We start from the raw sequence: 10,187 nt of genomic DNA, 5'->3' as shown, positions 1-10,187 counted from the left end.
CGGGGGATGACCACTCAGACGATAGATAGTGCACCGCATGCAACCTGGTTTGTCGGCGCCAGCTACGGCGGTACCGATGATCAGATGCCGCGATTTCTTGCAGAAGGAATTTGGGAGAACGGCTACGACGACAAGCTCCTCGATGTGGTGCGTTCCATGCGCCCGGGAGAGCGGATCGCCATCAAGTCGTCTTACACGCGAAAGCACGGTCTGCCCTTCGATAGCCGAGGCCGAGCGGTTTCGGTTATGGGCATCAAGGCGGTCGGCACGATCACCGAAAACCTGAACGACGGGAAGCGGGTGAAGGTGGACTGGGCCAAGGTCGAGCCGGTACGGGAGTGGTACTTCTACACTCACCGAGCAACGATCTGGCGCGTGCTGCCCGGCGAATGGATGAACGATGCGCTGATTGCATTTGCGTTTGACGGCAAGCCGCAGGATGTGGATCGCTTTCGCAACGAGCCCTTTTGGCGGGAGCGTTACGGCACGACTTCGCCAGAAAAGCAGCGCTTCGAGTGGACGGACTTCTACGAGGCAGTAGCCGAAAAGCTGCTGGCCCACGCAGACGATCGAACTCCGCTCATCGAGGGCATCCACGAGATCGCGTCCCGGGTGCCGGGGCTGACCTATCTCCAGGATAAGTTTCCCGATGGAACCAGTGGTCCGCTGCGGGACATTTGCCCGTTCACCACGATGGGCACCTTTAACCGGTCCATGACCGATGCCAACCGCAAGACCATCGCGGGCGAACTTGCCAAGTTGCTGGGTGTGACGGTGCCGGTCCCGCCTTCATTCGAAGGCATTCCCGTTCTCAACAACCAACGTTCCTGGTTTTTCGCCTATGCCGACAAGCGTGGTGCGGGCGACATCGACGCGCTATGGAAGGTATTCGTTGCCGCGAGCAAGATGGTCGATGGCGACCAGTTGGACACTCGCGATGCCTTCATCCGGGCTTATGACGAGGCAACCCAAGTATGGGGTGTCGCATGGAACCTTTCGACAGGTCTCTACTGGGCGCATCCGTGGGAATTCCTGACCCTGGATAGCCAGTCGCGCCACTACATCAACAAGCGGCTCGGCCTGAATGTCGCCATCAGTGGTCAGCAAGGCCCATGTGATGGTCGGGCCTATCTGAAGCTGCTGGACGATTTGCGTTCGCGCTTCGGCGAAGACGGCTATCCGGTCCACAGTTTCCCGGACTTGTCGCTTGCGTCCTGGATGTACAAAGATCCGGTTGACGAGCCTGTGCCGGCTGGCGATATCGGTACCAATGCCGGAGCAGAACAGGAAACTGAAGGTGAAGTTCGCGAAGCCTTTCAGGTGGCAGCGCCAATCGTTCCCTACTCGGTGGAGGACATCCTCAAGGACGGCTGTTTCCTGGAGCGGGCCGAGATTGACCGCTTGCTCGATCGTCTGCGCACAAAAAAGAACCTCATCCTTCAGGGGCCTCCGGGCACGGGCAAGACCTGGCTAGCCAAACGGCTCGCGTTCGCGCTCATGGGCCAGAAGGACGACAGCAGGGTCCGTGCAGTGCAGTTCCACCCCAACCTGTCCTACGAGGACTTTGTTCGAGGGTGGCGCCCCACTGGCGAAGGCAAGTTGTCGCTGGCGGACGGTGTCTTCATGGAAGCCATCAAGGCTGCATCGAAGGACCCTTCGTCGAAGTTTGTCGTGGTAATCGAGGAGATCAACCGCGGAAACCCGGCGCAGATCTTCGGCGAGTTGCTGACGCTGCTTGAGGCGGGCAAACGGACGCCCAACGAAGCGCTGGAACTCTGTTATCCGGATGCGGACGGCAAACGACGTCCCGTCCATATTCCCGAGAATCTCTATGTGGTCGGCACCATGAATATCGCCGACCGATCGCTTGCACTGGTCGATCTGGCATTGCGTCGTCGCTTTGCTTTCGTTGGGCTGGAGCCGAGACTCGGCCAGGTTTGGCGGGATTGGGTGGTCAAGGATTGCGCTGTCGATCCGGGCTTGGTCGCGGATATCGAGCGCCGTATCGCCGAGCTAAACGACCAGATCGCGGCGGATGCGCGCCTTGGCAAGCAATTCCGGATTGGTCACAGCTATGTGACACCCGCACATCGACTGGAGGCGGGAGACACGAAGAAGTGGTTCCAGCAGGTCGTGGAGACGGAGATCGGCCCGTTGCTGGATGAATACTGGTTCGACGCGCCCGACGAAGCACAAAAGGCGATTGCACGGCTGACGCAGGGCTGGTGATGACCGCCGTCGCAGAACAGGTGGAAAGTGCATCCATGAGCGCTGAGGGGTTCATCGGACGCATTCCGGTGCGCAACCTCTGGCTGCTGATGCTCTACGCCTCTGACCTGTTCCGCACTCGCGGCATCGGCAAGATCGGCTTGGAAGACCGCCCGGACGATCTACCGGATCTAGTCGCGGAGATCCTTGCCCACGCGGTTGAGGTGCGACAGCGTCGCCGCTTGAGTCTTGGATATCGATCTCGTGATGCAGTCATCAATCGCGTGCGTGGCCGGATCGACGTCTTGACCACCGAACGCCATCAGTTGATGGATAGAGGCCTGGTGGCGTGCCGGTTCGACGAACTCACCATCGACACCCCACGCAATCGTTTCGTACGAGCAGCATTGGAGTCCATCTCCAGGATCGTTCAGAGGAAGGACGTTGCCCATCGGTGCCGCGCACTTGCGGGTGGCATGAAGGCAATGGGTGTATCAGGGGACGCACCGACCCGCGCCCAAATGAGCACCGATCGTTTCGGCCGTAACGATGCGGACGACCGGTTCATGGTGGCAGCCGCAAAGCTGGCGTTCGACCTAGTGCTACCTACGGAGGCGTCAGGTGCGAATGTGCTCTCTCTGCCGGACAGAGAAGCGACGTGGGTACGCCGTTTGTTCGAGCGGGCGGTGGGCGGCTTCTACGAAGTCGTATTGAGTCCGCAGGGCTGGCGGGTGCTATGCGGCGGGACGATGGGCTGGCAGATCGAGCAGAAGACGGCGGGGATCGACAAGATCCTGCCGACGATGCGAACTGATGTCGTGCTCGACCACCCGTCAACCGTGCAGAGGATCGTCATCGATACCAAGTTCACCTCGATTGTGACGAGCGGTTGGTACCGTGAGGAAACCCTGCGCAGCGGATACGTGTACCAGATCTACGCCTATCTGCGATCCCAGGTTGGGTGCGGCGATGCGCTTGCAGATCACGCGAGTGGGTTGTTGTTGCATCCCGCGATCGGCCAGATGGTCGACGAGACAGTGCTGATCCAGGGGCACGCCATTCGATTTGCCACTGTGGATTTGACGGCAACTCCTGCGGACATCCGAGCGCAACTGCTGCGCTTGTGTGAGCCATCCCTGAAATCGCCTGGGTCACAGCAGTAGCGCCACTTCGGCCTCCCGCCGTGTGACAAGGCCCGGCAGCACTTTCCCACCGCCATACACCCAGCGCCGCAGCTCCTTGCCCGCAGCATGCCAGTCCTGCTTGGCTTATCTGGCAACCAGCGCGTTCATTCAGACCCCGTCAACAAGACAACTACGGAGTCCAAATGAGCACGTCACTTTCAACGCCGCCATCGGTGGCAGCACAAATCGCCAGGTTGCCCGAGTTGCCCATGGCAGAGATCCGGGCCCTCTGGCAGAAGTTGGTCGGCGGCGACACGCCCACCCACAACCGTCAGTTCCTCGAACGCCGGATTGCCTACCGGTTGCAAGAGCTGGAGTTCCGCAAGGTCGATGCCAACCTGCTGGATCGCAATCAGCGCCGCATCGAATCCCTGGTGGAAACCGGCAAGGTGAAAAAGCGCGACCGCGATTACCGTCCGGCCGCCGGCACTGTGCTGGTCCGAGAATACAAAGGCGTCGAGTACCGGGTGATCGCAACCGCCGATGGCCATTACGACTTCCACGGCCGCATGTTCCCGAGCCTCTCGATGATCGCCCGTGAGATCACTGGCATGCGCTGGTCGGGGCCGTTGTTCTTTGGGCTCAGGCCGCCATCCAATGCCAAGACCAAGCCGTCCACCAAGAAGCGAGGTGGACGATGAGCGAAGTTTTGAAGCGCCGTATGCGCTGCGCGGTCTATACGCGCAAGTCCACCGACGAAGGACTCGACCAGGAATACAACTCCATCGATGCCCAGCGCGACGCCGGTCATGCCTACATCGCCAGCCAGCGCGCCGAGGGCTGGATTCCAGTAGCCGACGACTACGACGATCCCGCCTTCTCGGGCGGCAACATGGAGCGTCCGGCGCTGCGCCGCATGATGGCGGACATCGAGGCCGGCAAGATCGACGTGGTGGTCATCTACAAGATCGATCGCCTTACGCGCAGCCTGGCGGACTTCTCCAAGATGGTCGAGGTGTTCGAGCGCTACGGCGTGTCGTTCGTGTCGGTCACCCAGCAGTTCAACACGACGACCTCGATGGGTCGGTTGATGCTGAACATCCTGCTGTCCTTCGCTCAGTTCGAGCGCGAGGTCACCGGCGAACGCATCCGCGACAAGATCGCAGCCAGCAAGCGCAAGGGCATGTGGATGGGCGGCGTGCCACCGCTGGGCTACGACGTCGAGAACCGCCGACTGGTGCCCAACGAACGCGAGGCCAAACTGATCCGGCACATATTCCAGCGCTTCGTTGAACTCGGCTCCAGTACGGCGCTGGTCAAGGAGCTGAAACTGGATGGCGTGACGTCGAAGGCGTGGACCACGCAAGACGGCAAGACCCGCGAGGGCAGACCGATCGACAAGGGCCACATCTACAAGCTCCTCAGCAACCGGACCTACCTTGGCGAGTTGCGGCACAAGGACCAGTGGTACCAGGCGGAGCACCCGCCCATCATCAGCCGCGAACTGTGGGATAGCGTCCACGCGATCCTGGCCACCAATGGCCGGGTGCGCGGCAACGCAACGCGGGCAACCGTGGCGTATCTGCTCAAGGGCATCGTGTTCGGCAACGATGGTCGAGCATTGTCGCCGTGGCACACGACCAAGAAGAATGGCCGTCGTTACCGGTACTACGTGCCTCAGCGTGACGCCAAGGAGCACGCGGGCGCCTCAGGCCTGCCGCGCTTGCCGGCCGCCGAACTCGAGTCGGCGGTACTCGACCAATTGCGCGCGATCCTGCGTGCCCCGAATCTACTCGGCGACATGCTGCCGCAGGCGATCAAGCTCGATCCAACCTTGGACGAGGCGAAGATCACCGTGGCCATGACCCGGCTCGACGCGATTTGGGATCAACTGTTCCCGGCCGAGCAGACCCGGATCGTGAAACTGCTGGTCGAGAAAGTCATCGTGTCACCCAACGACCTCGAAGTGCGGCTACGCGCAAATGGCATCGAACGCCTGGTGCTGGAGCTGCGCCCCGAGCCGGTCGAGCAACAAGTGGAAGCACTGGCATGAGCGACATCCGCATCCAGAAGACAGGCGAGCCCGACATCCTGCAGACCAGCGACGGCAGGCTGACCTTGTCCGTGCCGATCCAGATCAAACGCCGCAGCGGCCGCAAGCTGGTCACCTTGCCAAACGGTGAAACCGCGCCGGTTAGACCGTGGGACGTAGCACCGACCTCCATCCAACTGGCGCTGGCCAGGGGCCACCGCTGGCTGGCAATGCTGGAGTCAGGAGAGGCGAGGTCCTTGAAGGAGATCGCTACGCGGGAAGGAATCGACAACAGCTACGTCAGCCGGATGGTCAACCTGACCACGCTGGCACCTGACATCGTGGCGGCCATCCTGGACGACGTATTGCCGAACCACGTCACGCTGTTTGATCTGGCGGTTGATCCGCCAGCGCTGTGGGATGAGCAGCGGGCCAGGCTCATGTAGACCGAGCGGGGACACAGGGGTAAAATTGCCCCAGGTGCCCACCTTACTTGCACACGAGTAAAAAAAGGCGTTGCCTCACTGTCACTGAAAACCTCTCTATTGAGCCTCGTCGTCGGGGACTTAAACGTGTGCGCCTGACCCGAAATCGGCGTGGCATTGAGGAAAGGTTTGTCATGACAATCAAAGAACTCGCGTATTCCGCGCAGCAGCACCTTCAGGCCAGCACTGGTGGCTCATTCAAGCGAGCCCACGTCTACGAGCTGTTGGCAGCTTCCTTCGGCTTCAACTCTCACGCCGCGTTTGGCGTTGACACCGTGCTCACGGAACTTCGCCAGAACGACCGGCGGGTGGTCCCGCAAAGTGCGCTCATCAAGCGGCGTTGCATCGAGCTTGGGTTTCAACCTGACACCGTGATTCTGGCGTCGTCGGCGTTGGAATCTTTCCTGGCAGAGCGCCAGATCGGTGTCGCCAGCATCTCGTCATTGGTCAGTCGACTGAGAGTGGAGTCGTCCAGCCAAGACGAAGAGCTCGAATACGACGAGGATGAGCTATTCGACCCTACCGACGAGGCGTTCGGACCGATCCTTCTAGATGGATTGGCTGCGGCGGCTAGTAAGGGCAATGCCCTGGCTCACTACGCGCTGGCGCTGATACACGCCCCTGACGATGAAGACGACCCGGACGCTGGAAGTTCCTATTGGTACTCCCAGGGGCAGCAGGGCCGTGTCCTGACGGGGGTGGAAAAGGAGTGGGCCGAAGCCCACGAGGCTCGTCTCGCTCAAGCCGAGAAGTACTCGCGGCACCTGAGGGAGGCCAGTCGACTGGGGAATCAGGATGCACTTCTCGACTTGGCGGATCGATTTGACGATCCGTCCTTCTTCGAGCAGTCGCGCCACGGCGTCGATGCTGACCCAGCAGCGATTGCGGCGATCGCAGAACGCATGGGCCGCACTTCAGACGCCAAGCATTGGCTGACGCTGGCTGCCGAGAGGGGAGATACGGACGCCATGCTCCAGCTCATTGAGGAACACGATCAAGGTGACCTACAGCGATGCTGGACGTGGGTGTATCTCTCGCAGTTGGTCGGAACGGATCTGACTCGGGACGCGCACTACGCCATCAACGAGGACGGTTCGGACTACGACGATGACGTCGGCGGTCCAGCCTACGTCGCAGGTCGTGACGGGGTAGATCTTGAACCGCTTGCTCCGGCACAAGACGCCGCTGCCAGGCTCGCTGCGCAGAAACTGTTTGACCAGATCGAATAGAACGCACGGTAAGACTGCTGGCTTTGCGCTAGGGACGTTTGCCCACTCCGGCAGCCAATGCTGCAATCCAACCGCTTGATTCGTCCGCGCGTAACTCGTTGATATATATGGCTCGAAATTCGGGCCTTTGCGGACTTCGGGCCAGTTCCAGGGAGCGAGGTCGAAGCGAGGAATGGCCAGGAGAGAGTGGAATGAGGCCGGGAACGGCCAATTCTGGCGGTTGGCGAAGTCCGCAGGCTTCCGCAGGAACCCCCAACAACACGCGGAAACCGGCGCGATCGGGCAAGAAAAAACCCCAACCGAGAACGGTTGGGGTTTTGTTATTGGTGGAGCTGGGCGGAATCGAACCGCCGTCCGCAAGCCTTCTGTGAGCAGTTCTACATGTGTAGTCGTCTGATTTGGGTCTCGCCGGGTGCGCCGCGCAGCGACACGCTGTGCATCCAGCCAGCAACCTTGAGTCTTACCGTTGCGCAAGTTGCCCGCGCCCCGGCCAGCCTATGTAGATTCCCTTGCAGCCTGGACGGTGCCGGTATTGCTACCTGTACCGCCCTTGCCCAGCCCATTGGCCAACTGTTGCAAGGCTCACCGGGTTAAGCGGCGAGTGCGAAACGTTCGTCGTTTGCAGTTACTTTTTTTCTGCTGATTAACGAGGTGACAGAACCTCGACATGCCCTGCAGCGCATCCGTTCCCACGTCGAAACCAATGCAGCCCCATACAGCTTAGTTTAAGGCATTTCCAGAAAGTTCAAGAGCCCGAGCGGATTTTCTATGGCGGCGTCGGCGCCCCAGGTGTGGGGGTCGTCGGCGCTGCCGATGTAGCCGTATAGCGCCGCTACCGTGGCCATGCCGGCGGCGCGCCCGGCTTCGATGTCGCGCCGGTCGTCGCCCACATAGATGCAGCGCTCTGGGGCCAGCCCCAAGCGGCGCGCCGCCTCCAGCAGCGGCGCTGGGTGCGGCTTGGGGTGTGGGGTGGTATCGCCGCCGATAACCGCCCCCGCACTGGCAAACAGCGGCAAAGCGGCCGTGATGGGCAGGGCGAAGCGCTCGATCTTGTTGGTCACCACGGCCCAAGCCATGCCGTTTTGGAGCAAGGTGGCCACCAATTCGTTCACCTGCTCAAAGGCTTGGGTGCGCTGGTTCATGCAGCCTTGGTAGGTGTCGAAGAACTCGTGTTTCAGGCCTTCGAACTCGGGGTGTTCCGGCCCTAGGCCGAGGGCGGCGTGGATCAGGCCACGGGCTCCGGTGCCCACGGCGGGGCGGTAGTGCGCCACGGGCAGCGGCTCCAGCCCGCGCGCCAGGCGCAGTTGGTCGGCCGCCCAAGCCAGGTCGGGGGCGCTGTCGATCAGGGTGCCGTCGAGGTCGAACAGCACGGCGCGGATGCCGCCAAACTTCACGCTTCGGCCTTTTGTGTGGCCACCAGGTAGTTGACGCTGGTGTCGGCGTTGAGCCAATAACGGCGGCTGAGCGGGTTGTACTGCAGGCCGCGCATGGCTTGCGCTTGCAGACCGGCCGCACGGCAGTGCCCCACCAGTTCGCTGGGGCGTATGAACTTGGCGTACTCGTGGGTGCCTTTGGGCAAGAGATTGAGCACGTACTCGGCCCCCACAATGGCAAACAAAAAGGATTTGGGGTTGCGGTTGAGGGTGGAGAAAAACACCCAGCCGCCGGGTTTGACCAAGGTGGCGCAGGCGCGCACCACCGAGGCCGGGTCGGGCACGTGTTCGAGCATTTCCATGCAGGTGACCACGTCGTACTGCCCGGGCTGCTCCAGCGCCAGTTGCTCGGTGCTGACTTCGCGGTAACGCACGCGTGGCGTTTCGGCCTCCAGCGCGTGCAACTGGGCCACCTTGAGCGCCTTGCTGGACAGGTCTATGCCCAGCACGTGCGCGCCCTTGCGCGCCATGGCGTCGGAGAGGATGCCGCCGCCGCAGCCGACGTCGAGCACCGTTTTGTCTTTCAGCGGGGTGAGGGTTTCGATCCACTCCAGCCGCAAGGGGTTGATCTGGTGCAGCGGGCGAAACTCGCTCTCCGGGTCCCACCAGCGGTGCGCCAGCTCGGAGAATTTGGCCAGTTCGGCCGGATCGGCGTTGAGGGTTTTGTCCATGGTGGAATTATGGCCCGACTGCGGCAAAAAAATAAAAACCAGCCGTTGCGCCCGGGCATCAAGCCGCATCACAAGCCCGGGCATAAAAAAACCGCGCCCAAAGCGCGGTTTTAAGAGAGCAGGGCAGGGGCTGATGCACCCACCCAAGCTCGGCAGGGATCAGTTGCGGCGGGTGCCCACCACTTCGATCTCGACGCGGCGGTTTTGTGTGCGGCCTTCGCGGGTGCGGTTGTCGGCCACGGGCTGGGTTTCGCCCTTGCCTTCGGTGTACACGCGGTCGGCGCTGATGCCTTTGCTTACCAGATAAGCCTTGACGGCTTCGGCGCGGCGCTCGGACAGGCCTTGGTTGTAGGCGGCGGCGCCGGTCGCGTCGGTGTGGCCGACGGCGATGATCACTTCGAGGTTGATCGGGGCGATTTTTTCGACCAGATCGTCGAGGCGGGCACGGCCTTCAGGCTGCAGCACGGCGCTGTCGAAGGCAAAGAAGGCATCGGCCGAGAAAGTGACGCGTGCGGCTGCAACTGGAGCGGGTGCAGGGGCGGGAGCCGGTGCGGCGGCAGGTGCTGGAGCCGGAGCAGCCGCCGGGGCAGGAGCCGGAGCCGGTGCGGGAGCAGGAGCCGGTGCGGGAGCGGGAGCAGGAGCCGGTTGGGGCACGATCCAGCCATCGCAGCCAGGAGCGGCCGTGGCCGGGGTCCAGCTCGCGTTGCGCCAGCACAGGCGGTCGGCGCTGCGCCAGACGGTGCCGTCGGTGGCGCGCCAGTTGTCGATCGTGGCGGCAGCTGGGGCACCGTGGTTGTGGGCGTGGGCCGGCATGCCCGCAACGGAAGCCAGGGCGACAGCGGCAAACAGGGCAGCGATTTTGTTCAGTTTTTTCATTGCGTTCCTCTTAATTAGGGTGTGAACTGGAAATCAACCGAAGCCTTGCAGCTTCGCCCGAAAGTTCGACCATTGTGCCACAAGCCCGCCGCACCCCGATGCACGCGCGCTAACTGGTGCGCCAACGGC

9 protein-coding genes, 1 other RNA gene and 1 pseudogene are annotated in these 10,187 nt (G+C 62.0%); 6 read left to right on the top strand and 5 right to left on the bottom strand.

Features of this window, described 5'->3' with window-relative positions:
• Window positions 1–6: 6 nt before the first annotated feature.
• Window positions 7–2,229, top strand: a complete 2,223-nt coding sequence (locus SRAA_RS07185) for an McrB family protein (RefSeq protein ID WP_045531755.1) — start codon at window positions 7–9, stop codon at window positions 2,227–2,229.
• Window positions 2,229–3,371, top strand: coding sequence for a 5-methylcytosine-specific restriction endonuclease system specificity protein McrC (gene mcrC, locus SRAA_RS07180; RefSeq protein ID WP_045531753.1), 1,143 nt, complete (start codon window positions 2,229–2,231; stop codon window positions 3,369–3,371). Before SRAA_RS07185 ends, mcrC begins: the two co-directional genes overlap by 1 nt.
• Here mcrC and SRAA_RS12855 read toward each other — a convergent pair.
• Window positions 3,360–3,473, bottom strand: a pseudogene (locus SRAA_RS12855) (glycoside hydrolase family protein); the annotation flags it as partial. The gene mcrC and the pseudogene SRAA_RS12855 sit on opposite strands and share 12 nt — an antisense overlap.
• A gap of 62 nt (window positions 3,474–3,535) precedes the next feature.
• On the opposite strand from SRAA_RS12855, the gene SRAA_RS07175 reads away from it, so the two are divergent.
• From SRAA_RS07175 to SRAA_RS07160, 4 genes are all read left to right on the top strand, one after another.
• Entirely contained in the window at window positions 3,536–4,033 is a 498-nt protein-coding gene (locus SRAA_RS07175; RefSeq protein ID WP_045531751.1) for a DUF2924 domain-containing protein, read from the top strand.
• The gene (locus SRAA_RS07170) at window positions 4,030–5,385 is read left to right on the top strand and encodes a recombinase family protein (RefSeq protein ID WP_045531749.1); all 1,356 of its coding nucleotides are present in this window, start codon (window positions 4,030–4,032) and stop codon (window positions 5,383–5,385) included. Before SRAA_RS07175 ends, SRAA_RS07170 begins: the two co-directional genes overlap by 4 nt.
• Complete coding sequence (locus SRAA_RS07165; RefSeq protein ID WP_045531747.1) at window positions 5,382–5,810, top strand: hypothetical protein; 429 nt, start codon at window positions 5,382–5,384, stop codon at window positions 5,808–5,810. The genes SRAA_RS07170 and SRAA_RS07165 overlap by 4 nt, the downstream gene beginning before the upstream one ends.
• Before the next feature lie 173 nt (window positions 5,811–5,983).
• Window positions 5,984–7,078: a hypothetical protein gene (locus SRAA_RS07160; RefSeq protein ID WP_045531745.1), complete on the top strand. Its 1,095-nt coding sequence runs from the start codon at window positions 5,984–5,986 to the stop codon at window positions 7,076–7,078.
• A 324-nt stretch (window positions 7,079–7,402) separates the two neighbouring features.
• Here the strand turns inward: SRAA_RS07160 and ssrA are convergent.
• The 4 genes from ssrA to ompA form a co-directional block, all read right to left on the bottom strand.
• Window positions 7,403–7,791: a transfer-messenger RNA gene (gene ssrA, locus SRAA_RS12275) on the bottom strand.
• 12 nt (window positions 7,792–7,803) lie between these two features.
• Window positions 7,804–8,472, bottom strand: a complete 669-nt coding sequence (locus tag SRAA_RS07155) for an HAD-IA family hydrolase (RefSeq protein WP_045475830.1) — start codon at window positions 8,470–8,472, stop codon at window positions 7,804–7,806.
• On the bottom strand, window positions 8,469–9,182 hold the full coding sequence (ubiG, locus tag SRAA_RS07150) for a bifunctional 2-polyprenyl-6-hydroxyphenol methylase/3-demethylubiquinol 3-O-methyltransferase UbiG (protein ID WP_029461654.1): 714 nt from the start codon (window positions 9,180–9,182) through the stop codon (window positions 8,469–8,471). The genes SRAA_RS07155 and ubiG overlap by 4 nt, the downstream gene beginning before the upstream one ends.
• A gap of 159 nt (window positions 9,183–9,341) precedes the next feature.
• On the bottom strand, window positions 9,342–10,058 hold the full coding sequence (ompA, locus tag SRAA_RS07145; protein WP_029461655.1) for an outer membrane protein OmpA: 717 nt from the start codon (window positions 10,056–10,058) through the stop codon (window positions 9,342–9,344).
• Between the last annotated feature and the right edge of the window lie 129 nt (window positions 10,059–10,187).

It is taken from the genome of Serpentinimonas raichei (assembly GCF_000828895.1).
Lineage (GTDB): Bacteria > Pseudomonadota > Gammaproteobacteria > Burkholderiales > Burkholderiaceae_C > Serpentinimonas > Serpentinimonas raichei.
This window is presented reverse-complemented; position numbering and strand designations above follow the sequence as displayed.

Coding starts and splice junctions, on each gene's coding strand:
- SRAA_RS07165 (WP_045531747.1), top strand. CDS start 5,382: ATGAGCGACATCCGCATCCAGAAGACAGGCGAGCCCGACATCCTGCAG.
- SRAA_RS07170 (WP_045531749.1), top strand. CDS start 4,030: ATGAGCGAAGTTTTGAAGCGCCGTATGCGCTGCGCGGTCTATACGCGC.
- SRAA_RS07185 (WP_045531755.1), top strand. CDS start 7: ATGACCACTCAGACGATAGATAGTGCACCGCATGCAACCTGGTTTGTC.
- mcrC (WP_045531753.1), top strand. CDS start 2,229: ATGACCGCCGTCGCAGAACAGGTGGAAAGTGCATCCATGAGCGCTGAG.
- SRAA_RS07175 (WP_045531751.1), top strand. CDS start 3,536: ATGAGCACGTCACTTTCAACGCCGCCATCGGTGGCAGCACAAATCGCC.
- ubiG (WP_029461654.1), bottom strand. CDS start 9,182: ATGGACAAAACCCTCAACGCCGATCCGGCCGAACTGGCCAAATTCTCC.
- SRAA_RS07160 (WP_045531745.1), top strand. CDS start 5,984: ATGACAATCAAAGAACTCGCGTATTCCGCGCAGCAGCACCTTCAGGCC.
- ompA (WP_029461655.1), bottom strand. CDS start 10,058: ATGAAAAAACTGAACAAAATCGCTGCCCTGTTTGCCGCTGTCGCCCTG.